This window comes from Lujinxingia sediminis (assembly GCF_004005565.1).
GTDB classification, from domain to species: domain Bacteria; phylum Myxococcota_A; class Bradymonadia; order Bradymonadales; family Bradymonadaceae; genus Lujinxingia; species Lujinxingia sediminis.
Window position 1 is genome coordinate 117,704 of sequence record NZ_SADD01000005.1, and the last position, 24,073, is coordinate 141,776.

Annotated in this window: 18 protein-coding genes; 6 read left to right on the forward strand and 12 right to left on the reverse strand. The window is 63.5% G+C overall.

All coding sequences use genetic code 11. The features are described from left to right. The first annotated feature begins 91 nt into the window (after positions 1–91). Entirely contained in the window at positions 92–2,551 is a 2,460-nt protein-coding gene (locus tag EA187_RS10875; RefSeq protein ID WP_164856194.1) for an amino acid permease, read from the forward strand. A gap of 66 nt (positions 2,552–2,617) precedes the next feature. Here the strand turns inward: EA187_RS10875 and EA187_RS10880 are convergent, their stop codons facing one another. The 7 genes from EA187_RS10880 to EA187_RS10910 form a co-directional block, all read right to left on the reverse strand. After that, entirely contained in the window at positions 2,618–5,428 is a 2,811-nt protein-coding gene (locus EA187_RS10880; protein WP_127780284.1) for a VWA domain-containing protein, read from the reverse strand. After that, positions 5,425–7,308 carry a vWA domain-containing protein gene (locus tag EA187_RS10885; protein ID WP_115604205.1) on the reverse strand — a complete coding sequence of 628 codons (1,884 nt, stop codon included), beginning with the start codon at positions 7,306–7,308 and terminating at the stop codon, positions 5,425–5,427. Before EA187_RS10885 ends, EA187_RS10880 begins: the two co-directional genes overlap by 4 nt. A gap of 13 nt (positions 7,309–7,321) precedes the next feature. Next, positions 7,322–8,227 carry a DUF58 domain-containing protein gene (locus EA187_RS10890; protein ID WP_206524259.1) on the reverse strand — a complete coding sequence of 302 codons (906 nt, stop codon included), beginning with the start codon at positions 8,225–8,227 and terminating at the stop codon, positions 7,322–7,324. A gap of 77 nt (positions 8,228–8,304) precedes the next feature. Next, positions 8,305–9,318, reverse strand: a complete 1,014-nt coding sequence (locus tag EA187_RS10895; RefSeq protein WP_127780285.1) for an AAA family ATPase — start codon at positions 9,316–9,318, stop codon at positions 8,305–8,307. 43 nt (positions 9,319–9,361) lie between these two features. Continuing rightward, on the reverse strand, positions 9,362–11,440 hold the full coding sequence (locus EA187_RS10900; protein WP_127780286.1) for a hypothetical protein: 2,079 nt from the start codon (positions 11,438–11,440) through the stop codon (positions 9,362–9,364). An 81-nt stretch (positions 11,441–11,521) separates the two neighbouring features. Beyond that, entirely contained in the window at positions 11,522–14,935 is a 3,414-nt protein-coding gene (locus EA187_RS10905) for a biosynthetic peptidoglycan transglycosylase (protein ID WP_127780287.1), read from the reverse strand. 132 nt (positions 14,936–15,067) lie between these two features. Then, a complete protein-coding gene (locus EA187_RS10910) occupies positions 15,068–16,585 on the reverse strand; it encodes a hypothetical protein (protein ID WP_115604213.1) in 1,518 nt (505 codons plus the stop codon). Positions 16,586–16,863: 278 nt separating this feature from the next. Between EA187_RS10910 and EA187_RS10915 the strand changes: the two genes are divergently transcribed. From EA187_RS10915 to EA187_RS10935, 5 genes are all read left to right on the forward strand, one after another. Next, positions 16,864–17,154, forward strand: coding sequence for a hypothetical protein (locus tag EA187_RS10915; RefSeq protein WP_115604214.1), 291 nt, complete (start codon positions 16,864–16,866; stop codon positions 17,152–17,154). Positions 17,155–17,174: 20 nt separating this feature from the next. After that, positions 17,175–17,798 (forward strand): hypothetical protein, encoded by a 624-nt coding sequence (locus EA187_RS10920; protein WP_115604216.1) that lies wholly within the window; start codon positions 17,175–17,177, stop codon positions 17,796–17,798. A gap of 65 nt (positions 17,799–17,863) precedes the next feature. Continuing rightward, positions 17,864–18,664, forward strand: coding sequence for a 5'/3'-nucleotidase SurE (gene surE / locus EA187_RS10925; protein WP_115604217.1), 801 nt, complete (start codon positions 17,864–17,866; stop codon positions 18,662–18,664). Continuing rightward, positions 18,657–19,184 (forward strand): adenine phosphoribosyltransferase, encoded by a 528-nt coding sequence (locus tag EA187_RS10930; protein WP_115604219.1) that lies wholly within the window; start codon positions 18,657–18,659, stop codon positions 19,182–19,184. The genes surE and EA187_RS10930 overlap by 8 nt, the downstream gene beginning before the upstream one ends. Positions 19,185–19,395: 211 nt before the next feature. Next, on the forward strand, positions 19,396–20,862 hold the full coding sequence (locus EA187_RS10935; protein WP_127780288.1) for a hypothetical protein: 1,467 nt from the start codon (positions 19,396–19,398) through the stop codon (positions 20,860–20,862). 53 nt (positions 20,863–20,915) lie between these two features. Here EA187_RS10935 and EA187_RS10940 read toward each other — a convergent pair whose 3' ends face one another. The 5 genes from EA187_RS10940 to EA187_RS10955 form a co-directional block, all read right to left on the reverse strand. Beyond that, positions 20,916–21,716: an SURF1 family protein gene (locus EA187_RS10940; protein ID WP_127780289.1), complete on the reverse strand. Its 801-nt coding sequence runs from the start codon at positions 21,714–21,716 to the stop codon at positions 20,916–20,918. Next, positions 21,716–21,886 carry a hypothetical protein gene (locus EA187_RS20410; RefSeq protein ID WP_164856195.1) on the reverse strand — a complete coding sequence of 57 codons (171 nt, stop codon included), beginning with the start codon at positions 21,884–21,886 and terminating at the stop codon, positions 21,716–21,718. Before EA187_RS20410 ends, EA187_RS10940 begins: the two co-directional genes overlap by 1 nt. Continuing rightward, entirely contained in the window at positions 21,886–22,473 is a 588-nt protein-coding gene (locus tag EA187_RS10945) for a cytochrome c oxidase assembly protein (RefSeq protein WP_115604225.1), read from the reverse strand. The genes EA187_RS20410 and EA187_RS10945 overlap by 1 nt, the downstream gene beginning before the upstream one ends. Before the next feature lie 16 nt (positions 22,474–22,489). Next, the gene (locus EA187_RS10950) at positions 22,490–23,503 is read right to left on the reverse strand and encodes a heme o synthase (protein ID WP_206524261.1); all 1,014 of its coding nucleotides are present in this window, start codon (positions 23,501–23,503) and stop codon (positions 22,490–22,492) included. 216 nt (positions 23,504–23,719) lie between these two features. After that, positions 23,720–24,058 carry a cytochrome C oxidase subunit IV family protein gene (locus EA187_RS10955; RefSeq protein ID WP_115604229.1) on the reverse strand — a complete coding sequence of 113 codons (339 nt, stop codon included), beginning with the start codon at positions 24,056–24,058 and terminating at the stop codon, positions 23,720–23,722. Positions 24,059–24,073 lie beyond the last annotated feature (15 nt).

Sequence of the window (24,073 nt, forward strand, 5' to 3'; positions counted from 1 at the left end):
GACTGCGCGCCGACAATCGCGCCAGTGGCGGCCACCGCGTTCGTGGGGGACGTCCGCACGGTAGAATCACGCTGATACGATGGAGACGAGCATGGATGGTGATAACCCCGAAGAGCAGGGCGATCGGACCCGTGCGATCGCCGAGCAGAAGACCGAGCCTCTCGGCGCGCTCGATGACCCATCGACCACGATCGATCCGCCGGTAGAGAGCGCCTCGCCGATCTTCTCGGTGCGCCAGGGGCTGGGGACCTTTGCCGGGGTGTTTCGCCCTACGGTGCTCACGATCTGCGGTGTGATGATGTACCTGCGCGAGGGCTGGTTGGTGGGGCAGGCCGGGCTTCTGGGCGCACTGGGCTTGATCCTTTTGACCTTCGCGATCACCGGGACGGCGGCGATGTCGCTCTCGTCGATCACCACCAACATCCGGGTGGGGGCCGGCGGGGTGTTCTCGATCATCAGTCAGTCGCTGGGGCTGGAGCCAGGCGGGGCTATCGGAATTCCGCTCTATGTGGGACAGGCGCTCTCGGCGGCGCTTTATATCTACGGGTTCACGGAGGCCTGGGGCTACATCTTCCCGGAGCATCCGCCGGTGGCGGTGGCCTACGCCGTTTTCGTGCTGGCCTTTGCTGCGACACTCATCTCGACCAGGCTGGCGTTTCGGCTTCAGGGATTGGTGATGATCGTCATCATCGCCTCCTTGATGTCGATCGCGCTGGGGCTCACCGGGATGGGGCAGGGCGGTCATGCGGAGCTGCGCAATCCGGAGCTCTTTGGCAGCTTTGAGGCCGGCGGGTTCTGGATCCTCTTCGCGATCTTCTTTCCGGCCGGAACCGGGGTCAATGTAGGGGCGAGCATGTCCGGGGCGCTGGCCAACCCTCGGCGAAGTATCCCGCGGGGAACGATGGCAGCAGTGCTCGCCGCGCTGTGCATCTACGTCTTTCTGGCGTTCTGGTACTCGATGGTGGCCAGCCCGCAGGAGCTCCGGGAGAACGCGCTTGTGGTCGTGGACTACGCCGCCTTCGGGGAGCTTGTGTTGGTGGGGATTCTTGCCTCGACCTTTACCGCCACCCTGAGTTCGCTGGTGGCCGCACCCCGGGTGCTTCAGGCGTTGGGGTCGCATAGCATTTTGCCCAGAAGTGCATTTTTCTCGCATGTCACCGGGGGCGGGGAGCCGCGCAACGCCGCGCTCTTTACAGGTGGGTTGGTGGCCATCGCGCTGATGCTCGGGAGCCTCGATCGCATCGCGGTGCTCATAACGATGTTCTTTTTGTTGACCTACCTGACGATCAACCTGGTGGTGCTGGTCGAGCAGAGCCTGGGGATGATCTCGTTTCGCCCCACCTTCCGCGTGCCCCGGGCGGTGCCGGTGGTCGGGGCGGCTCTGGCGTTGCTGGCGGTCTTTGTGATCAGTCCGGCCTTTGCGCTGGTCGCCCTCTCGGTGATCGGCGGAATCTATGTGGTGCTGGTGGGACGACGGCTGGAGACGCCCTGGGAGACGGTACGAAGTTCGATCTTTGTGTCGCTGGCCGACTGGGCCGCCAAACGTATTGCCCGCGGACCCCAGGAGGCCAACGAGCGTAGCTGGAAGCCCGATCTGCTCGTGCCGGTGGAGAGCCGCACCCAACTCGATGGGCAGTTTCGATTCTTAAGGCTGCTCACCGCGCCGAAGGGCTCATTGCAGGTCGTCGGTGTGCTCAGTCGGGAAACCTATCCCGAGAGTCAGGAGACGACGGCATCGGTGGCGCATGAGGCTGGCGAGGCGGTCGAAGAAGATGCGCACGCGCGTTATCGGCCCCGGCGGCGCAGCGGCGAGCATAAGACCATCCCGGGGATGGGCGCGGGACGGCTCCCGACTGCGGCGATGGCCGCGATCCGCCAGCGCGCGCTGGGCGATCTGGGGGCGGTTGCCGCCGACTTTCAGCGTGAGGGGCTCTTTGCGACGGCCGTTACCATTGAGGCCAGCACCTACCCGGCGGGCGTTGATATGGCCTCGGCGGTGATGCAGGGGAGCTACTTCCGGCCGAACATCCTCTTTATCAACGCCGATATGTATGACCAGCCCACGCTGCAGGAACTTCTGGATGTGGCAATCACCCGGAAGATGGGAGCGGCTTTTCTCTTTGAGCACCCGGAGTCGTCGCTGGGCCATGAGCGTCGCATCAACGTCTGGGTTCGTGATCAGAGCCCGAGCTGGCCGGTGGGGCTGCGCCTGGCCAACCTCGATCTTTCGCTCTTGCTCGGCTACCAGGCCCATCGCAACTGGCAGGGCTCGTTGCGTCTGCTGACGGTATGCCCCGACCCCGAAGAGACCGACAACGCGCAGCGCTACCTCCAGCTTCTCATTGATGATGCTCGCCTTCCCCGGAGCACCGAGTCGTGGGTGGAGAGCGGTAGCTTCATGACATGGATCGCCGAATCGCCTCGCGCCGACCTCCAGATCATGGGGCTGGCCGATACCATCGACCGCGGTTTTATGGAGCGGATGGTGCAGCTCACGGGCAGCTCGGTGCTTTTTGTACGCGATTCCGGCAACGAGAGCGCCCTGGCCTGACCCCGCGCCGCCCCTCGCGGGGGAGGGGCGGCGGACGACCAGGAACGCTCCTTCCTCTCAGCGAGGTTATTTGGAGCGGGTCAGCGCGAGCCAGCTCAGCTCGGTCTGGCCGCTCAGGCGGATGCGGCGTAACGCCAGATCCAGCACCATGATCGCCAGGGCAACCAGCAGTGCCCAGGGCCAGAGCTGGCGCCGGTAGCGGACTTCCTCGCCATCGGCGTCGAAGATCGCCTCCGGGCTCGGGTCCATCTCCCCCTTACCCATGGCAACGATCTGGGCGATGAGCGCCTCGTTGGGCTCCAGGTAGGTCATCTCGCGAGGATAGGGGTAGGCCAGGCTGGCCTGGCTCACTGCGAAGGTGTCGCCCGCGCGATCGTGCTGCGCGGCCAGCTGGTACGCGCCGAACTGAGGCAGCGGGAAGCTGGCCTCATACCGCCCCGGTGCGCGTTGGTGCAGCGTGACCTGGGAGTCGTTGCCCTCGGGGTCAGTGACGCGCAGCACGCTGTCGAGATCGTTGATGAAGCGGTCATCTTCACCGATGGCGTCAACCATCACCCGGGCGCGCTCCCCGTCGAGCACGACACGCATCGGAAGGCGATCGCGATCGTCGGTGCGCATCGTATCGCGGATAAGCTGTGCCCAGAGCTGCGCGTAGCCGGGCCAGCGCACCCACTCGGCGCCCCAGCGGTTTTTCAAGTCCGAGGTGAACGCGGCGGTTTTGCCCAGCCCCACCCGCCAGCGTGCAAGGAGCGGGTCGCCGCCCTCAACCGTGAGCAGCACCTCGGACTGGGGTTTGGGCCTGGTCGTCACATAGCCCAGAAGGTAGGGCGCGGCGTTCCAGGCGATGCCCTCAAGAAGTTGCGCTCGCCCGGCGACCTGCGCGCGAATCGGTTCCTCGGCCAGCGCCGAGCGTGCCACGGTGCGTGTCTCCTGGGTAAAGATCTGCGGGACGTTGTAGGGGTTGTTGGTGAAGTGGTAGCGCCCCGAGCCCCGCTCGGCGATGCGACGCAGCATCGAGGTCTCCGCTCCGTCGCCCACCGCGACGGTGGTCACCGTGATGTTCTCGATGCGCATCGCCGGCATAATGCGCGTGAAGATCGTGCCCGGCTCCGACATCCCGTCGGTCAGCAGGATGATGTGCTTGACCCGCGCCGAGGCAAAGGCCAGCTGCTCGTAGGCTTCGTTGAGCGCAAGCTCAATATCGGTGCCCCCGCGGACCTGAAGGCGGTTGATCGCGCTGAGGATGCGGGAGCGGTTGGCGGCAGGCTGCAAGCGCACAATGGGATCGATGTCGTTATCAAAGGCCAATACCCCGACCTGATCGCCGGGCTGCAGTACTTCCACGGCGGCGCGCGCGGCGTCTTTGGCCAGCGCGATGCGGTCACCGGACATCGAGCCCGAGCGGTCGATGACCATCAATAGCGCCAGCGACGGCGTTTCGCGCTGACGTTCGCCCTCAAAGCTTACCGGCATCAGGCGTTCTACCGCGCTGTCTTCCCATTTGCCGGGGCCAAAGGAGTCCTGCCCCCCGGCCATGATCAGGCCGCCGCCCAGGTCGCGCACGTAGCGGGTAAGAAGATCCTGCTGCGCGTCGCTGACGTGACGTGAGTGCACATCGGAGAGGAGCACAAGATCGAAACGATCGAGTTCTTCTTCGGTGCGAGGAAGTCCGGCCGGGCTGCGCGTCTCCACATCGAAGTTCTCATTGCGCAGGGCGCGCTCCAGGTGATGGCGCGAGCGCATCTCGCCCTCCACGTAGAGCACCCGCGCTTTGCCGCGGATATGCGCGCTGTACATAAAGCTGTTGTTGGCCGCGTAACCGTCCGGGCCGTTGACGCTCATCTGGAGGCGAAACTGCCGAAAGCCCGGTTCGTAGACTTCCGTTTGAAAGCGAATCTCGGTGACGCCGCGCTGCAATTCGACCTCTTGCTCACCGTCGCGGTACTCGTTCTGCCAGAGCGTCAGTCGGGCGGTGGTGGCGTAGGTCGAGAAGACGCGCGCTACCAGGTAGAAGGGGGCGCCCAGCTCGATGTTTTCGGGCACGTCGACCGCCTCAATGAGCACCTCCGCAGGCTGTTCGTAGTCGAGGGTTGCGGCGTAGAGACGGATGCCAAAATCGGCGGCGCGGTTGGCCTCGGCCAGCACATCGCCACGGGTCTGGTTGCCATCGCTGATCACGACCAGACGTTTGAGATGATCGTCGGGGAAGAGACCGTACGCCATGCGCAGCGCGGCGCTGATATCGGTCTGCAGGGTGGGGTCGTCGGAGAGCTCCTGCAGGTTGGCCGAATCCTGGTCGCCTTTGTCGGCTTCGCCGCCATCTTCTGCGGGCTCGGCGTTGGCCTGGCGTGCGGGGCGAGGGAGCTCGGCGTAGGTTCCGTCGGCCCCGGGATCGATCTGGTAGGGGCGATCGGCAAACCCGATGACGCGAACCTGATCGTCGTCGGTGGCTGCTTTGACATAGGTGTTGATGCGCTGGCGGGCCTGCTCCAGCGCTTCGTCCGGGAAGGAAGCGGAGGTGTCGACGACGATGATCGTGGCGATCTTGGAGTCGAAACTCGTGACGACCGGTTGCATCAGCGCCAGCGTCAGCCCGGCCAGCACCAGCGCGCGAAGGGCGGCGTTGAGCACGCGCTGGTAGAGGGGAAAGTCCGAGAGGGTGTAGCGCGCCACAATCGCCAAAAGAGGCAGCACGAGGAGCAGCCCGACATAATCGGGCGCCATAATTTCAAAGGTGCGCTCCCCGTAGACCAGGCTCCAGGTCTCGGCGGGCGCCCACACCACGGTGGTGAGGTACGCCCACAGGCCAGCCAGCCAGACCACGCTCAGGGCTGCCCAGAAGAAAATTTTGGAGAGTAAAGATCGTGAGCCGATCATTCTGTCCACCTGCGGTTGTAGGTGAGCCACTCCAAAAGCAGCAGGCTCATGGCCAGCAAGACCAGCCAGATCCAGATCTCGCGCCGTTCAAAGACAAGGCCCTCCGCGTCACGGCCAACCTCGCGCTCACCAAGCTGGAGCTCCGCCGGGGCGATGCGGCTCTCCTCGGGGCTTGCAAGGTTGGCGGCGACGGCCACAGGCTCCTCCCCTCCGGGGGTGAGCACGTAGAAGCCGGGCTGGTCGGTGTAGAAGACCGCCTCGCCACGATGAATCGCCGCGCTGCGAACCTCGCCATCGGGGGCGGTGACCCGCGCCTCCCCGGTGTTGCGGGGCACCGGAATGTGCACCGAGCGGCCGGTCTCAAAGGCGTACATCAGATCGACGTCGTCCTGAGCCAGGTAGTCGATGATGTTGAGAATGAAGATCGGAAAGGCCACACGCAGCGGGAAGTCGCTCTCCCGAAGATCAAACCCCACCGCGATCAGGCGTCGATCGTCGAGCTTACGATCCACGATGACGGCCTGCCCGAACGAGCTGGCAACGGCGGTGTCGCTGGCCTCGCGTCGAAAGGTGGAGGTCCGCGCGATGTTGAGATCCTGGAGGTTGATCCAGCGCATCAAAGGATGACTTGACGCCACATCGGTGAGGATCGGTTTGTCATCCACGCCACGGATTGCGATGGGGGAGCTTTCGGCCGGAGGATGAAAGAAGACCAGATCGCCGGAGGCGGGAAGTGGGGGGGCGACGTTATCGAAGAAGGTCACGTCAAACTCGGCCTGCGGGTCGTAGCGCTCCGGGTTGATGCGGGTTACCTCGATGTGTGTGTTGAGCAGAAGCGGCCCCTCTAAAAAGAGGTTGCCGGTGGAGACGACCTGCACCCGAAGTTTACGAGCCTGCGGCAGCACTGCGTAGGCGCGATCATCAAGCGGGAAGACGTCTTCGGCGTCGGCCGTGGTCACACGCACACGCGCTTCAAGCCGCTCACCGGCAAAGGCCTGTCCCGGGTAGAACTGCCGATGAATCTCACCGGCGGCCAGCTCCAGGGGCAGCGTCTCGATGATGCGCCCCTCGCTCATCAGCTCCAGGCGCGCCTCGACCGGGCGATCAAAGGTGCTGGTGATTTCGACAAAGACCTCGTGATCGAGGCGGTTGGAGGGGTAGCGCCGCGCGTTAAATCCGGTGATCGCCAGGTTCTCGGAGCGCTCGCCAGGGGCGATGTGGCGCACCCGCACCGCCTCGCCAGGGTCAAACTCGGAGAGGTCGAGGTTTTGCAGGCCGGCACCGTCGCTGAGCACGATAAGCTCGGCGTCACCGCGGTCGCGAAGGCTGTCGCGCGCAAAGCTCAGGGCCTGGCCGAAGTCGGTAGCGTTGGCGCTGAGTGTGGCCGCGCGCAGCGCGGCTTCCAGTGGCTGCGTCTCACGTACAAAAGGGCCAAGCGGCTGCACCCGGTTGTTAAAGAGCGCGACCATCACCCGGTCGTCGCCTCCCACACTCCCCAGCAGCTCCAGGGCCTGCGTACGCGCGACTTCAAAGCGGTTAAGCCCACCGGTCACGTCCGTCGCCCCCATGCTCGCCGAAGTATCGAGCATGATCAGAAGATGGCGTCCTTCCACAACCTCGTCGGCCGAGCGGGGGCCCAGGGCGGCCACGCCGATCAGCGCGGCGATGATCATAAAGAGCAGCCAGGAGAGCAGGCGCTTAAAGCGTCGCCACCAGTCGGTCTGGCGCTTCTTCTCGGCCAGCACTCGGCCCCACAGGGCGGAGTAGGGCACTTGCACCCGGCGCTTTCGCAGGCGCAGCAGGTAGAGCAGCGTGATGAACACCGCCACAAACCCTGCCACTCCGAGCACGGTCTCTATGGGCAGACCGGTCCACTGCATCAACAACTCCCCTTCATTTCAGAAAACCTCCAGCCCGGAAGACCCGCAAAATCAGCTCATCGAAAGGTTGCTGAATCGGGGCTCGGAAGTAGAGGATCTGCCGGCTCTTACAGTAGCCCTCAAGTTCGGTGCAGAAGTCTTCAAAGACCTCGCGGTAGGCCTTGAGCATCGCCGGGGTTACCGTGATGTCGCGGGCTTCATCGGTCTCACAGTCCACAATCTGGACTTCTCCATGGAAGTCCAGGTTGAGTTCACGCTCGTCAAAGAGCTGAATGACCATCGGTTCAAAGCGGTGGTAGCGCAGGGCATTGAGCCCTTCTTCGACGCCGTCGGGGTCGTAGAAGTCGGAGATGACCACGGCCAGGCCGCGGCGCTTGTTCTGGCTGACAAAGGTCTTAAAGGCCTGGCGCAGCGAGGTGTGTTCGCCGGCCTCACAGGCATCGAGGAAGTTGAAGATCTTAAAGATCTGCGCTTTGCCCTTGGCCGGTGGAAGGCGCCCCTCAACCTTCGAGGAGAAGGGGATGATGCTGACCCGGTCCAGGTTACTGAGCCCGATGTAGGCCAGGGCTGCGGCCACCTGACGGGCGTAGTTCCACTTGTTGGGCCGGCCCAGGTGCATGGAGCGGCTGGCGTCGACCAGAAAGTAGATATGCAGATCCTCTTCTTCTTCGTAGAGCTTCAGGAAGAGGCGCTCGGTGCGACTGTAGACGCGCCAGTCCAGGCTTTTGACGTCGTCGCCCGGGGAGTAGACGCGGTAGTCGGCGAAATCGAGACCCGATCCCACGATCTTCTTCTGACGTTTGGCACGCTGGCCGCTGGCGGCCATCTTGCGCGAGACGATGTAGAGGTAATCGAGTTTCTTGAGAAATTCGTCGTCGAAGCGCGCGTCGTCGGGATGTTGGCGAGATGGCTTGGCCACGGGGACTCACAGCTGGGGCGAGGGGGGACAACGAAGAGCATGCGGCGGAGCGCGGGCGGGTCAGGTCAACCGATGTGTCAGGTCGACTCCGGGGTCGCCTCGATGATCTTCTGCACGATGGTGTCGGTGGAGACGCCCTCGGCTTCGCCCTCGAAGTTGAGGATGACGCGGTGGCGAAGGGCGTTCTGGGCGCTGCGACGCACGTCTTCGCAGCTGACGTTGAAGCGCCCCTCAATCAGCGCGCGCACCCGGGCGGTGGTCATGATGGCCTGTGCGCCACGGGGGGACGACCCGAAACGCACATACTTGCGGGTGATCTCCGGCGCGCCCGGATGTTCGGGGTGGGTGCCCTGGAGGATGCGAAGGGCATAATCCTGGACGTGGCGCGCCACCGGCACCTCGCGGGCAAAGCGCTTCATCTCCAGCAGGCGCGCCTTGTCGATCACCGGATTGACCTCGGGATGCGAGACCTGGGTGGTGCGCTCCATGATGCTGTGCAGCTCGTCGAGGTCGGGGAACTTCACCACCAGCTTAAAGAGAAAGCGGTCAAGCTGGGCCTCGGGCAGCGGGTAGGTGCCCTCCATCTCCAGCGGGTTTTGCGTGGCCAGGACGAAGAAGGGATCATCGAGCTTGTACGTCTCCTTACCCACGGTGACGCTGCGCTCCTGCATCGCCTCCAGCATAGCGGACTGGGTTTTGGGCGTGGCGCGGTTGACCTCGTCGGCGAGCACGATGTTCGAGAAGATGGGGCCACGCTCAAATTTGAAGTGCTTCTGGCGATCTTCGCCCTCGACGATGATGGTAGCGCCGACGATGTCGGTGGGCATCAGGTCCGGGGTGAACTGAATGCGCGAGAAGTTCAGGCCCAGCGCCTCCGAGAGGGTACGCACGAGCATCGTTTTTCCCAGCCCGGGCACGCCTTCGAGCAGCACGTTGCCTCCGGCCAACATGACCTGGATGACCCCGTTAATAATGTCGCGCTGGCCCACGATCATCTTGCCGATTTCTTCGCGGATGCGGCCGGCGTCTTTCTGAAACGCCTGAACTTTTGCCTGCACCGAGGCGTCGGGGGTGGTGTTTTCACTGGACATAAGTGGAAGTCTCCAGAGACGTGGAAAGGCTCAAAGCGACCGATTAAGGCTGCTGGGGCCGGATCAGTTGAAAGTAGCGTTTGATGAAGAAGCGGTAGCCGTCGGGCACGTTTTCGCGCTCCATGACCTCTTCGGCCACGGACTCATAATCGGCGAAGACTTCCTGGTACTCGGCCGAGGCGAATCCTTCTTCGCTGGCACCGCGGATGATCTCGGCGCGGGACTTGCCGGAGGAGCTCTCCTGGCCCCGGGCCTGCTCCTGGACGCGCTCGCCATCAAGCTCCCCCTCGCCGGAGCCCTGAGCCTGCTCGTCGGGGCCGTCGCCGCCGGGGGCATCGCTTTCACCCGGGCGGTACTCGCCACCGCCGGTTTCCCCCTCGGTGTTGGGCTCGCCGCTCTCACCGCCGGGGGCCGGCTCCGCGCCGGGTTGCCCCGCGTTTTGAGATTGGCCTTCTTCGCCTTGAGCTTGCTCGCCCTCGACACCGGGCTTTTCTTGCCCCTCCTGGCCCGACTCTCCTTGCTGGCGAGCGCGTTCTTCGTCGAGCTGCGCGTCGTCGCGAGCTTCGGACTCCCCGCGGGCGCGATCCATAAAGTCCTCGACCTGATCGCCGCGGCGCTGCTCTTCTTCGCTGGCTTCGCCGGAGCCGCGTGACATGCTCTCGCGCATCTCCTGCATCTGTTGGCGGATCTCCTCGCGTTGCTGCTGTGAGGATTGTTGCTCATCGGCCTCGGAGAGCTGCTCGGCGGCGTCCTCCATCTTACGGCCAACTTCGTTGCGGTAATCGGGACGGTCGCCGGTTTTTTCTTCAGCCTGACCGGCGATGCCTTCGTCGCCATCCTCGCTGCCTTTGGCTTCGTTCAGGTACTCGTTGACGACTTCGTCGAGGTCGCGGGAGAGGCGCTCAAGCTGGTTTTTGGCCTCGGAGTTGTCGAACTCCTCGCGGGCGTTCTCAGCGTTGGAGAGCATCTCTTCAGCCTCATTGAGAAGCGCCTGCTGCTCCTCGCTGAGGTTGCCCTCATCGCCAAACTGTTCGGCGAGCTTCTCGAGCGCGTCGCGGTGTTTTTCAACGAGCTCTTGCAGACGTTCGTCTTCGGCGTTGAGCTTGTCGGAGAACGTCTCAAAGAGCTCCGCCAGACGTTCGGCGCGCTCCGGCGAGATGCCCTCCTCCTTGATGGACTCTGCGAGCTGCTCAAGCGCCTCGCTGGCCGTGGCGAGGTCGTTGTTGGCCAGGGCGTCGACCGCTTCTTTGAGGGCCGGTTCTGCGGCCAATGCCTCGGCGTTTTCGCTGGCGAGCTCCTGCGCGGCGTCGGCCAGGGTGCGGCTTATCGTCTCCAGTTCTTGTGCGATGGTTTCGTCGGCGCCTTCAAACTGCGTCTCGATCTTCTCAAGCTCTTCGAGAAACTCCCGCTGAGAGATGGTGCGGGCTTCGGCGCGATCGAGGAGCTTCTCCATGGCGTCGAGCATCGCCTCGGCCTGCGGATCGGGGCTATCGCCGAGGGCCTGGCGAAGTGCGGCGATGCGGTCGCGCTCCAGGGCGAGCGTGGCGTCGTCGACAAAGGCCTCGTAGCGCACCTCAAAAGGAGGTGGGAGTGTGCCGCGATGGTCGGGCAGGGGCACAAGTCCAACGCCGATGGTCAAAAGGGCGCAGGCGGCCAGAAGAGTGGTATCGGCGGGGCGCTGCCAGGGCGTGGCCTCGCGAAGATCGATACGGTCGAGGTAGGTGAGCGCGTCGGCGGCTTGTGCCCGCGCAAATGCCTGTCCTGCCGCATCACTCGGGGGAGTCATCGAAAGACTCAGCGCCGTGGAGATGCGATCGTGAAGGTCGTAATGACGATCGATGTGCTGGGCGATGGCGATGCGGTCCACAGTGCGGCGCCAACCCCACAGCGCTGCAGCCAGGATAAGCAGTCCGGCCGCCGCCGGGATCGTCCACCAGAGAGCCTGGTCGAGCCATTGCGTGCGCAACGCCGCAATGCCTACAGCGCTGAGCATCAGCGCCAGGCATGCGCCAGCAGCCGACGCCGCGACGGCGCGCTGCAAGCGAACGCGGCGTTCGAGTCGATCGAGAAGCGCCAGGAGCGCGGGAGGCTGGTTTGAGTTGGGCGATAACGTCGGTGCCATGGACTCAGCTTAGCAAAAGGGGGGGAGGCGACAACCGCCAGATGGAGCAAGGCGCTGATTCCGAGGTGCTATTCCGCCGGATCAATCGAAAAGTTGCATAAACCCGCGGTCTTCCGTGGGCCCAGGCGTAGGCTCGGCGCCGAGCTCCTCTGCCCCTTCACCGGTGCCTTCGGGGACCTCCGGCGGAGGCGGAGGGTTCTCACGCTCGTAGTCGGCACGGAAGATCGGTTCACCGTCCTGCGGAATGTGGAAGGCGGGGGGCTCAGCCAGCGCCAGCTCCATCTCTTCGGGGGTGATGCGCTCGCGCGCCTCCATGGCACGAATATAACGTCCCATGCGACGGAACCACGACGACGAGATCTCGCCGCGCTCGTAGTAGGAGTGGTAGCGCTTGGGCCCGGGGATGATGCTCACAAGCCAGGCTACCTCGCCAATGCTCAGCTCATCGGGGCGTTTGCCAAAGTAGTGCACCGCGGCCTCATGGATGCCAAAGACGCCCGGGCCGTATTCGATGATGTTGAGGTAGATCTCCAGCAGTCGCTCTTTGGGGATGTCGGCGACGCTCTCCATCAGCCAGACCAGTGTGGCCTCCTGGAACTTGCGGGCGAGTACTTTTTCGCGGTCCAAAAAGAGGTTTTTGGCCAGCTGCATCGAGATGGTGCTCGCCCCGCGCACAAAACGTCCGGCCCGCAGGTTGGCGGCGACCGATTGTTTGATGGCGTAGAAGTTGAAGCCGGGGTGATCGAAAAAGGAGTTGTCTTCGGTCGTCAGGATCGCCCGCACCATATAGGGCGAGATGTGATGAAGAGGAACGTAGACGTAGTCGCCGTAGCGCTCGGCGTCGATCGTCACTTCGAGCCGGTTGCGGTACGACGCCGAAGGCGCCTCCCAGCGTGGAACGTCGGGAGAAGGCTGCGGAGTCCACTCGCCAAAGAACGACTCGAGCGCACTGACCGGTTTGGCACGGCGTGTCCAGGGCAGCGGGGCGGCCTGCGAGGTGGCGTGTTGGGTAAGCCAGTACTCAGGGGAGCTGATGGCGTGGCGGGGAATGCCCAGCCCCGGGAACCACTGCGGGACTTCAGGCCAGCCGCGATTGCGACGGCGATGGTCGAGTTTTGCGAGCGGGATGCCGGCGTTTTCGACAAGCCAGGGGGCCGGGGTAGGGCGCATCTTCGGGATGATAACGTCGCGTCGGTAGGTCAACGTGCGCCTGCGGCGATACTCCTTCACCTCCCAGGTGTCCTCGATGGTGTGCCTGAAGCGATCGAAGAGTTTGTAGACGTCGACGTCTTCCGGCAGATGTTTGACCTCCAGGTTGAGCAACTCGGGGGTCGCTTCCCACTGCATGCTTCCGGCGTCGTAGAGCGGGACTTCCATGGCAAAGTTCCAGCCGAAGGTGCCCGATAGGCGCATTCCGGCCAGCGGTCCGAGGATAGCGGAGGGGATCGCGTCCACGAGGTTCTGTACCGGCGTGGGCTCCATCTCGATGGTTAGATCGAGGCGGTTGGGACGGCGCTCCAGGCCGTCAAAACCGTAGATCGCCAGCTGGAAGTTTGCGCTTGCTTCGCGGTGGCGGGCCTTGCCCTCCTCAATGACGAAGGCTCCGCGTTCAGGCGGGGCGGCAAGGTCATCTTCTGACGCTGCTTCCCCGTCATCCGGCAGCTCGGGATCGTTCGGTTCAGCAGACGCTTTGAGCAGACGCGCTGCCGGGATGGCGGCCTTCGGATCGTGGTAGCCCTTGAGCGCAAGGCTGGCTTCGCCAAGCTCGATGGGGGCTGCGGCTACGGGGCTTAAAAAGGCACGAAACCCGTCCAGCGCAAACATACCTTCAAAGGAGGTGTGACCGCGGTGATCACCCTCGCCGAGATCGAGGGTGGCGTTAACCCGACCTCCGAAAAGTCGGCTGGCGACGCGTTGACCTCCGAGCTGCGCGAGCTGGGAGAGTTCCAGTTCTTCGACGTCGATTTTAGCCTCCCAGCCTCCCTTCCGGTAAGGAAGGTTGAGCGCAACATCGACGCGCGCGGGAGGATCAGCGCCCTCGATGCGAGCGATGGCCTTGAGCTCAATCTGCCCCTGGATAGGCCGGTGATCGACATCAAGCTGACCTTCTCGTAACGCGAAGCGCTGCAGCGGAGCGTTGAGCCCGGGGTGGGGCCTGGGGTCAACCACCTCGATGGTCACGTCGCTTACGTTGACGCGCTGGGGCAACCTCTCGGTGAGCCATTCACGCATCGAGGGTCCGGTGCGTACTTCGGCACTGCGAGTACGCGCCGAGCCCGCCATCTCTTCTGAATCCATGGGGTCAGCGGGAAGCTCGGCGGTGTCATCGCCCTCGGAGTTTGCCGTGGCGCGCTCGGCAAGTTCCTCGGCCACCTCCCGGGCGGTGCGCACGCTATGCTTCGCGACACCGCGGCGTAAGAGGGCGTCGAGATCGCCCAGGTTTGAAGCCCCATGAGCGGCGTAGTTCAGGCGCAGATGCGGGCGCTCCACGCGAAGCTCCTGCAGCGCGACGTCGCTCGGGCGAGCCGGCCATCCCTCCAGCGCCAGGCTGGCCAGCGCCGCTTCAAACATCGGTTCATCGCCAGGTTCAAGTCGATTGCGCACCGTCACATCGCGCAGCGCCACACCGAAGTCATCGGTGATCGCCACACCGTTAAGGCTCACGTCGATAAAGTCGTAGGGGGCGGGGGCCCGGGCCCGAAGTGCCTCGGAGAAGCTTATGTCTACCGAGCTTCGGGTCAGCGGCAGCGCCAGTGCACCGCTGAGACTGATTGTGTTTGGCAGGTCCAGCGCATGGTCGGCGTTCGGAGTCAGGTGGAACTCAGCCTCAAAGGGGGCTTGCGTCTCACCGCTCTCCAGGGTGGCCAGCTCGGTTTGAAGCCGTGTCAGTGGCCAGCGCGATGGCGTCTTGCGATCGCTGAACCCGATGTGCAGGTCGCGTACTTCGACCTGCGGAAAGCGTCCGCCAAAGTGGCGCAACACGTTGTCCTGAATGCGCGCAGCCAGCGCCTCAAGATCGCGGGGCGTCTCGGCAGCGACGCTCTCTTCGCCGGAGCTATCTTCGCCTCCTAACGCCAGAATGCGTGTCAGTGTATGGCGGTCTTCTTCATCGTAGCTCAGCTCCATGCGGACCCCGCTGAGGGTCATCGCGCTGATGGCGCGATCCCCTTTGAGGGCTGCGAGCAGCCCCAGGGACACGTCCGCCTGGTCGATGGCAACCACCGGCACGTCCTCTCCGGGAATCACCACCTTAAGATCGCGCAAGGTCACGCCGCTCAGGCCGCGCGTCTCCAGGGTGCCGCTGGTGATCGCCAGGCCGCTGCGTGCTTCCACCCGTTCCAGCTGGGAATCGAGCACGCGCCTTGCCATCTTCGGGGCCATCAGCCAGGCGCCCACCCCCAGGAGGAGCAGTGCGATGAGCGCGCCCCCCACGATTTTCGGAAGCCTGCCGGCGCTGCTCCGGCCGCCGGCGCCGCCAGCAGTATCGTTGCTCATAATGTCCGAGATGCTCAGGAGAGTTGCTTTGCAGCGCGGCGATACACCCGCTGCCCGCCCCCGTTGGCTTATCCGAATCAACGCACAAAATCAAAGCGCCAGAGGCCCGATGACCAGCCAGCGCGCCGACTTTTACTGACAGTTGTTGCTCCCGCCGTTGGAGCAGCACGGTCCCGGGGCGCTTGCAATGCAATTATGGCTGCAGGCCGAACAATTGATCCTTACAGGTCGAGTCTCCCCGGTCGCGCTTAATTCGCACTCCGCTTCGCCACAGATCCAGATGTGACGCACCTCCATTCCACATTCGCACAGGCTGTTGTTGTCGCAGCAGGCCTCAAAGCTGGTGGGGTCTTCAATCCATTGCTCCGGGCGCTCGGTACAGTCCTCGCAACTCTCGCAGCCGCAGCTGGTGTCGGTGTTTTCGCAGGTGGTGGCGGAGACGCAGACCCCACCTTCGCAGCTTGCCTCATCGCAGCCCGGGAAGGCCTCAAGGGCGCACTCGTCGCCATCGGTGTCGACGGTACAGGCCTCACTCTCTTGTTCGAACTCCACGTCGCATAGACTGGTGTCGGGGTTGCACACGGCGACCTCGCAGCTGCGCGTACGTGTGCCTTCCGTCGCGCAGATTTGAGCGGTCTGGCATTGAGCAAAATCGCCGCAGGGCGCAGCCGCGCAGGTCTCACAGCCGGTGCGCCGAACCTCGGACTCGAGCACGCTGTAGGCGCAGGAGGTGCCATCGCAGCGGTAGACGCGACGCTCGTGCTCCTGGCACGTGCAGCTCGCCGCGCCATTTGTATCGTCGCAGCAGCGCGAGGACGACCCGATGGGATACCAACCATCGAGCTCCGAGCAATTCTGGCAGCTATCGCATCCGCAGCTGGCCGTTGTGCCATCACAAACCGGTGTGCTGGCGCACGCGCCGGCCTCGCAGCTGCCCACCGAGCAGGCGTCGGCCGGGGTGCAGCTCTCACCCTGGGTGCTGCGATCGCAGACTTGCGTACGTTCAAAGGGCGTGTCGCTCTCCACGCAGGCGCCATCGACACAGGCGTGGCCGACGCAGACCTGGGTTTGTTCCCCGGTCAGGCTGCATTCCGTTTCGTAAGTGCATTCGCCAGGATCGTCACACTGCGCCTCGCAGGCTTCGCATCCGCTTGTGCGTGTCTCGATCCCCAGGGAGACGACCTCGCAAACGCCATCCTGGCAGCGCGATTCAAAACGTTCGACATCCTGACACAGGCAGCTCTCTCCGCTTTCGCAGCAGTGGTACGCCTCCCCGACCTCCTCTTCGAAAGGCGCGCCCGCGCAGCCGCCGCAATCGACGGAGCGGGAGACGCCGCATGCGTCTTCGATGGTCAGCGGGCCGCAGGCCACCCGGGCAAGCTCACAGAGCTCTTCGTCTGATGGCGAGGTGCAGCTGTCAGGCGTGTCGGGAAGTCCGCCGTCGTCCAGCAGGGGGTCGGATACCCAGAAGCCACCCTCACACCGCCTCGCCCCCTCGACCTCTCCTTCCTTCTCGCAACGCACTTCCGCCAGCTGGGAGGACTCGAACGCGCAGCTGGCAAGCCACGTCGTCAGCGCCGCGAGGACCACGGCGCGCCACGCCTGTGTAACGAGGGAGTGCGGCGTCGGAAGAAAGAGTTGCGTTCGCATTGAAACTCCGAGGCGTGGTGAGCGAGCCAACGTCCGTTGGGTCCCGTCAAAGCATCATCAAGGGTATCCTGTGCATTGACTCTAGCGGGCCCTGCCACGCTCGCCAAGCTCGACGCACCATTGCCGACATCAGGCCTGATGCTGACCCGGGCATATATACGGTGAGTTCGCGCCCCGCCTCCTTGACTTTTAGGGGGCTCAGGGCAATGTTCAGCGCCGAATACGCTGCCCCGCGCGGCAGACTTTCGGGTACCCGACGACCTCCCAGGAGCGAGACCATGGCCAGCTGGAAAGACGATCTCGTCAACAACGCGCTTAAGGCATTGCAGAGCCCCACAGCGCAAAAGATCATGAATAACGAGAAGGTGCAAAAGGGCGTGAGCAAGGCCTTTCGCGCCTCCTTCGAGATTAAAAACGGCCTCGATGAGAAGCGTGACGAGTTCGCCAAACGCTTCAACCTGGCCACCCGCGACGATCTGCGTACGATGAAGCGCGAGCTCGACCGCCTCAACCGTCAGGTCGACTCGCTTAAGCGCGCGCAAAAAAAGAACACCGATAACGAGGGCTGAACCAGCCCCGGGTTGATGTGATGGGATACCTCTCCACGATGATGCGTCTGGTTGCTGGCACTGTGCTCGGCGGCGCGTTGCTGCTGGCCGAGCCTCCACCGGCGCAGGCCCACCTGGCGACCTTCGGAAGCTGGGAGATCACCCGGGGATACCTCCAGGAGATCTTTCCCGACGCCACCGACTTTTTGCGCCGACGCGACAGCTACACCGACGCGGAGGTCGCACAGATTGAGGCAGAGCTCGGCTTTGAACTCTACCCCGAAGATCGCAACCCGGAGTTCTACATCGCCGTCGATGAGTCTTCCGGAAAGCGTCGCTTTCTCGGTGTAGCGATCTTTATCGACCCCCGCGTCGAGTCGCGCCTGCTGGAGGGCAATGTCGTGCGCATTGAGGTGGGTATCGGTGTCGATGCGCGCGGGCGAGTCAAGCGTGTGCGTCTCTTCGACTACCGAGGCTCCCGCGCGCTCACTCGCCCGGCCTTTCTGGATCAGCTGGTCGGTCTGAGCCTGGGCGACTCGTTTGAGGTCGGATCCGACAAGGCCATCAAGCCCGTCGACGACGAGCCGGTGGAGAGTCAGCTTGTGGCCAATGCCGCACGCGAGGCGCTCTATCTTATGAAAGTTTCCCTGGGGCAGGGCGGCTGAGTCGCCTGCGCTCCCCGCAGGTGCCAGGGCATGACCCGAGACTCCCCCATTTCGTAAGGACGCCTGTGACGCGCCCCCTGATTCTCGTCTCCAACGACGACGGCATTGATGCCCCCGGCATCGCCATACTCGCCGATGCGATGCGCGCGCTCGGGGAGGTCTGGGTAGTGGCCCCGGCCACCGAGCAGAGCGCGGTGAGTGGGGCGATTAGCCTGCGCCAGCCACTGCGCATCGACGAGCGTGCGCCTCAGCAACTGGCCGTCAGCGGTACGCCTACCGACTGTGTCTATATCGCGCTCAACCATGCGTTGCCACGCAGGCCTGCATTATGTGTCAGCGGCATCAATCACGGGGCCAACCTGGGTGATGACGTCCTCTACAGCGGAACCGTGGCTGCCGCCATCGAGGCGACGCTCTCCGATGTGCCTTCCATTGCGTTTAGCCAGGCCGGTCGCGGCGGAATGAAGGCCGAGTTGCTCGCACGCTGGGTACAACGCATCGCCGCCGCTGCCCTGCGAGAAGGCATGCCCCGCGCATCCTTTCTCAACGTGAACTTTCCCCCCGAGCTGAACGCCGCCTCCAGCGTACGTGTGAGCAAGCTGGGCCGACGCAACTACGGGCGTCAGGTCGTTGCCAAAGAAGATCCGCGTCACCTCCCCTATTTCTGGCTGGGTGGCTCCGAGCTGGGGTTTGATGATATGCCCGGCAGCGATTGCAATGCGGTGGCCGAGGGACATATCAGCTTAAGCCCTGTCGACCTCGATCTGACCCATTACCGATTCCTCAACGAGCTGCGTCAGTGGGACGAGCTCCAACCTCACGCCGAGCCCCGGCCCGAAGACTCCCCTGGAGATAGTGATGTCTGATCTCGCCAGCAAAGTTAGCAGCACACTGCGCGATGTGCCCGACTTCCCCAAAGAGGGAATCATCTTTAAAGACATCACCCCGGTCCTGGCCGACGGCATGCTCTTTCGAGAAATCATCGAGGCCTGGCGGCAGCGTTACGCGTCCCAGAACATCAGTGCCATTGTCGGCATTGAGAGCCGCGGCTTTATCTTCGGAGCAGCCCTGGCTCATGCCCTTGGCGTGGGGCTGACCCTGGTGCGTAAGCCCGGGAAACTTCCCTACAGCCGCATCGGCGTCGACTACACCCTGGAGTACGGCACGGACCGGGTGGAGATGCACACCGATGCGCTGGCACCGGGTGAGCGCGTGGTGGTGGTCGATGATTTGTTGGCCACCGGAGGCACCTGTGGTGCCACCGTCGCCCTGGTGCAGCAGCTGGGCGGGGTGGTCGTCGAGTGCGCCTTCCTGGTGGAGCTGGGCTTTCTGGAAGGCGCGAAGCGCCTTCATGGTGTGCCTCATCACGCGCTGACCGTCTTCTGATCGATGCGTCCGGAAGGGCTCGACGCAGAGCCGCCCGCAGGAGCTTCATGGCCCGCCTTGCAATCGCAGGGCGGGCTTTTTCAGGAACTCCGTTCGTTCCTATTGTAAAGGGTTGTATCAAGGGGCAAAAGTGCCCGTACGTTCTCGATAACAGAGAAGATGGTTGCCCGGTGGTCGGGCGGTGAAAGTCGATCTGTGGTCGGGAGGAGCAATGCGATCCGATGTGAAGTGGGGTGTAGGGGCAGGCGTGATGGCGGTGACACAACTTCTGGTGAGCCTGGCATGGGCGCAGCCCCTGATCTGGGAGCCCGCCCCCGATGGGCCGGCACGGGTCGCGGTGCTTCCGATCGATTCGTACGATGAAGATGTCGCGGCGGCAGCGACGGCAGCCGAATTGCTGAGTGACTGGTCTTCTGTCCAGGTTGTTGAGGTAAGAGGGGGGCTGGCGCCGATGTCACCGCAGCGCCAGGAGGAGCTCGTCACGTGGGCCCGAGAGGCCGAGCAGGCCTACTTTTATGAAGGAGCACCGGCCGCAGCAGCGCTTCTGGATGGCGCGGTGCAGCGGCTGCTCGACACGCCGGAAGAGTGGGGCGGAGACCCGCCGGCGGCCAGCGCGGTACATGACGCGGGGCTCTATATGGTGCGGGCGCTGCTGGACATGGGGGAGGATGAGCGTGCCTCCGCGCTTGTGGATCGCCTGGCTTCTCTCTTCGTCGCGCGTTCGGTGTTGGGACGGCGCTGGCCCCCGGAAGTCGCCGAACAATGGCAACAGGCACGCCAGAACCTCGCTCACTATGAGACGACGCTTACGGTGCGCGCGCAGGATGGGTGGGACTGCCCGATCGTCATCTACGGGCAGGAAGTGCATGTGGACCGCCTGCGCGTCAAACCGGGCCAGCGCTACATACTGGCATCGTTGTGCGAGGGGGAATCGCGCATCGATGAGGCCGCGTGGAGTGTCGGAGGGCTTACCCCGGGGGAGAACCTCGTGGGCTACTGGCCCTCCATCGTTCCGGGACGCAGGGTGGACGGAGACGAGCTGCATGCGATGGCCATGACGCTCGGCGTCGATGACATTGTGATGATCGGGTCGGGGGACTACTGCGACGCCACACAATCCATCAAAGAAGGGCAGGCCTGTATCTCGAGCAGTCGGGTTGGAGACGAGGAGCATGCGGAGCTCATCGACCTCAGTGATCCGTTAGCCGCGCATCGCTCCCTGGGGGCGGTGCTTCCCCGGCTCTACGAGCGAGCAGGCGCGCCGGGCAGGCCGAAGACGCTTGCGGCGGCGCCCACGCCTCCCTCCCGAAGTCCGGTGGTCTGGGCAGCTCCCACCACCCTGATGGTGGCAGGCGGCGCGTGGCTGGGATACGCCCTGGCGTCGCAACATCGCTACGATTGCTCGGCGCAGACCGGGGGAGAGTCCTGGCTAAGCTGTGAGTCGACCCAGGCGATGACATTCACGAGCGACGAGGCGCGCCAGTCACAGGCCCGTTCGATACATCTGCACCGTCTGGGCGCGAGCATCACATTGGGGCTGGGAGCAGCGATTCTGGGAGCTTTGATCCTCGACCGGGTCGGGGCTGACGAGCCCGCAAGGATACCGTCGACCGCGCCGGGCTTCGATGTCAGCCTCTCCTCGACGGGAGCGACCCTGAGCTGGGAAGGACAGTTCTAGCGCGAGGCGTGTTGAGGAGGGTTAAACGCGGGTCACGCGTCGGAGTGATCCGTTCAGGACCTGGTTTCAATCCGGCCGTCTTCGCGTGGTGCCATCGGACTCGCCCTGAGCAGTCCAAACCCTGCGGCAAGGTAAATCGCGATCAGGGCGACCGCCAGGCTGTACCAGGTAAGCGCGTAACCAAAGTGTTTCTCTGCGCTGAGGTAGGGTTCAGTGATGTGCGCGTAGCTGGCGAACGGGTATGGGGCGCCGGAGTGCTCCTCAGCCAGAGTAACAATGACCGCGCGCGTGGGAGTCGGCGCGTCAATAGCGCGGCGCATACCTTCCGTGTCGTAGGAGTCCCACAGGATGATCGAGCCCTCACGTTCACCGCTCTCAACCGCCTGCCGCGTCGCATCATCGGCCACCACACGGTCGAGGAAGTGGACCAGCCCGTGAAGGGTTTCTTCTTCGCTGCTGGCGATGATCGAAGATGCAATGGTTTCGCCCTCTTCATACGGAACCCACCCGCGGTTCACCAGCACGGCGTCTCCGCTCTGCAGTATCAGCGGGCTGACAAGCCAGTAGCCGGGTTTACCCTCGAACACCCGGTGCTTGATCAGAAACGCCGGCTCCGGTGCAAACACACCCTGGAGCGTCACCGGGTGAAAATCCAACTCGCCGCTGTTGAGGCCGTCCAGAGATGTGATGTGATGCGGCTCGGCGTCGGCCAACGCGTCGCGTTGAGTCTCGGCCGCTGACTTCTCCTGGTAACGGATGCTCTGCCAGGTTCCGAGCCATAGCAGGAGTGCCAGCCCCAAAAGGGCGAAGAGCGTGGCGACGACCCCCGGAGCTTTAAATCGACGGGATGACATCAGGGTCCAAAGAGCTGATGGCGAGTGCCCACAAGAATCATGGTCAGAACTAGCATCGTGATGATGATCGCGGTGAGTCGGTTGCGACGACGCGTTGCCTCATCGACCTGAAATGCGCCGGGGCGAGGAAGGGGAGAGTCCGAAGAATCTACGGGGTGCTCATCGCTCATCAATACTCTCGACTCGCGCGGGTCATCGAGCTGTCTGCGCTGAAGAAGGTATACGCCAGCGTCACCTCGGTGACGTGCTCGGGCAACTCCGGGTCAAACCAGAAGAGGAGCGGCATGTCGTATTTCGACTCGCCATCGATGGTCTGCTCGACGAAGCAGAAGCACTCGATCTTCTTGAAGTAGGGTGCCGCCTCGGGGGGATTGATGTCGTAGACGGCCTTTCCTTTGATCGGGAAGGGGGCCTCATTGAAGGCAGTAAAGCTGACAAGGCGCTTTTCGCCGGGATGCACCGTGACGTGCTTCTCGCCAACGTCAAAGGACCAGGGCAGTTGGCGTTCGACGTTGGTGGCAAAGCGAACCCGGACCTGACGGCTCTCATCGACAACGACGCCCTCGTAGGAATCTGCCTCACCGTTGAAGTAGGCCGACCCACCCGGGTCAGTCTGCGCACAGACCCAGCGATAGAGCGGGATCGAGGCAAAGCCGAGAAGAAACATTCCGACGATGACGCCGATAAACCATTTGCCGAGTCTGGCGTTTCGTTCGGCCATCTCCGCGGTAGCAACGTTATGCGGTGAACTCGCCATACGAGGCGCTCCGGGCTCAGGGGGTCGAGGTCAGTACGGGGGCTGACGCCGCGTTATGCAGGCGTCGAATCTCATCGATATCCTGCTCCGCGCGGATACGATCGGCATCGCGCTCGATCGCCGCCAGGTAATGACGCTCGGTGAAGTAGTGGGTCTGCAGGCTGTCGAAGGACATCGCCGCGAAAAGCAGTCCCAGGTAGATGATGGAGAACGCGAAGGTGCGTTTGGCCCAGTAATCCGAGGTATCAAACGCAGCGCGAATGCAGCAGTAGGTGAACCCGGCGCCAAGCACCACGGCGGCAACCAGGTAAATCAGCCCGAGATCTCCGGTCAGGCTCAAAGCCAGCGAAGTACCCAGGAGAAGCAGCATGTAGACGAGCATCTGCAACTTGGTGGTGTGATGGCCCCGCACATTGGGCATCATCGGCACATTGGCTTTGCCGTATTCGACGTCTTTGTAGAGCGCCAGCGCCCAGAAGTGGGGCGGGGTCCAGAAGAAGACAATCGCGAAGATAAGCCAGGCCGTTACGCTCAATTCACCGGTAACCGCTGCCCAGCCGATCAGCGCGGGGAAGGCGCCTGCGGCTCCACCGATGACGATGTTCTGCGGCGTGCTACGCTTGAGCCACATCGTGTAGATGACTGCATAATAAGCGTGGCCGGCGATCCCCATGAGCGCAGCGAGCGGGTTGACCAGGAAGGTCAGAATCAAGACCGCGCTCAACCCTAAGGCACCCGAGAAGATCAGCGCATGCACCGGTTTGATGCTTCCCACCACCAGGGGGCGGTGGGCGGTGCGTCCCATCAGGCCATCGATGTCCTGGTCCCAGACCATGTTGATGGTGTTGGCGCTACCGCAAATCATAACGGTACCCACCGTGGCCCAGATCGCAGTCCACACATCGGGGACGCCGCCTGCGGCGACAAGCATCGTGCAGAACTGGGTGATCACCAGCAGGCGAAGAATGCCCGGCTTGGTCAGCTGCGCAAACTCGCGCGCCAGAAATAGAAAACGTTGAACGCCTTGCATCGCCAGACTCATCGAAGGGGGTGGTGCGGGAGGGGCCAGGGCTCATATGCCAGAGCCCGGAGCGCCGCAAACTAATCATGAGCGGCACACACTTTCAAGCCAAGAGGGCAAATTGTCGCGACTTCCATCCCGAAAACAAATACCCCGTCACCCTGTTAAGGGTGGCGGGGTACGGAATGTTCGGGGCTCGCTAAGCGAGGACGTCGTCCTCTTCGCTCAGCCTCCGTTCCACGGGAAGATGCCAATGGTCAGGAAGAGCGAGAACATAAAGGGCGCGCAGGCGATCAGAATGATCGAGGGGCGCTCGGCGATCAGGTGCATGTAGTACCAGGCGACCATCCAAGTTTTTACCAGCGCCAGGCCGATAAGGGAGATCACTACAAAGGGACGCGAGAACTGAAAGCTCAGGCCGATGATCTCCGGCTCAGGGATCACCACCTCAACCAGCGTCAGGATGAGCAGCGCCAGCCAAACCCACATGTACTGGCTGTAGAGGAAGTCAAATCCCCAGCCCCAGCCCTCGTTCGGATCACTCGTTGCGTCGTGAGAAGCCATGTCAAAGTCCTGTGA

Excerpts from the sequence above, each read along its gene's own strand:
- EA187_RS10875 (WP_164856194.1), top strand. The coding sequence starts at position 92 with ATGGATGGTGATAACCCCGAAGAGCAGGGCGATCGGACCCGTGCGATC.
- EA187_RS10880 (WP_127780284.1), bottom strand. The coding sequence starts at position 5,428 with ATGATCGGCTCACGATCTTTACTCTCCAAAATTTTCTTCTGGGCAGCC.
- EA187_RS10885 (WP_115604205.1), bottom strand. The coding sequence starts at position 7,308 with ATGCAGTGGACCGGTCTGCCCATAGAGACCGTGCTCGGAGTGGCAGGG.
- EA187_RS10895 (WP_127780285.1), bottom strand. The coding sequence starts at position 9,318 with ATGTCCAGTGAAAACACCACCCCCGACGCCTCGGTGCAGGCAAAAGTT.
- EA187_RS10900 (WP_127780286.1), bottom strand. The coding sequence starts at position 11,440 with ATGGCACCGACGTTATCGCCCAACTCAAACCAGCCTCCCGCGCTCCTG.
- EA187_RS10905 (WP_127780287.1), bottom strand. The coding sequence starts at position 14,935 with ATGAGCAACGATACTGCTGGCGGCGCCGGCGGCCGGAGCAGCGCCGGC.
- EA187_RS10910 (WP_115604213.1), bottom strand. The coding sequence starts at position 16,585 with ATGCGAACGCAACTCTTTCTTCCGACGCCGCACTCCCTCGTTACACAG.
- EA187_RS10915 (WP_115604214.1), top strand. The coding sequence starts at position 16,864 with ATGGCCAGCTGGAAAGACGATCTCGTCAACAACGCGCTTAAGGCATTG.
- EA187_RS10920 (WP_115604216.1), top strand. The coding sequence starts at position 17,175 with ATGGGATACCTCTCCACGATGATGCGTCTGGTTGCTGGCACTGTGCTC.
- EA187_RS10930 (WP_115604219.1), top strand. The coding sequence starts at position 18,657 with ATGTCTGATCTCGCCAGCAAAGTTAGCAGCACACTGCGCGATGTGCCC.
- EA187_RS10935 (WP_127780288.1), top strand. The coding sequence starts at position 19,396 with ATGCGATCCGATGTGAAGTGGGGTGTAGGGGCAGGCGTGATGGCGGTG.
- EA187_RS10940 (WP_127780289.1), bottom strand. The coding sequence starts at position 21,716 with ATGTCATCCCGTCGATTTAAAGCTCCGGGGGTCGTCGCCACGCTCTTC.
- EA187_RS20410 (WP_164856195.1), bottom strand. The coding sequence starts at position 21,886 with ATGAGCGATGAGCACCCCGTAGATTCTTCGGACTCTCCCCTTCCTCGC.
- EA187_RS10945 (WP_115604225.1), bottom strand. The coding sequence starts at position 22,473 with ATGGCGAGTTCACCGCATAACGTTGCTACCGCGGAGATGGCCGAACGA.
- EA187_RS10950 (WP_206524261.1), bottom strand. The coding sequence starts at position 23,503 with ATGCAAGGCGTTCAACGTTTTCTATTTCTGGCGCGCGAGTTTGCGCAG.
- EA187_RS10955 (WP_115604229.1), bottom strand. The coding sequence starts at position 24,058 with ATGGCTTCTCACGACGCAACGAGTGATCCGAACGAGGGCTGGGGCTGG.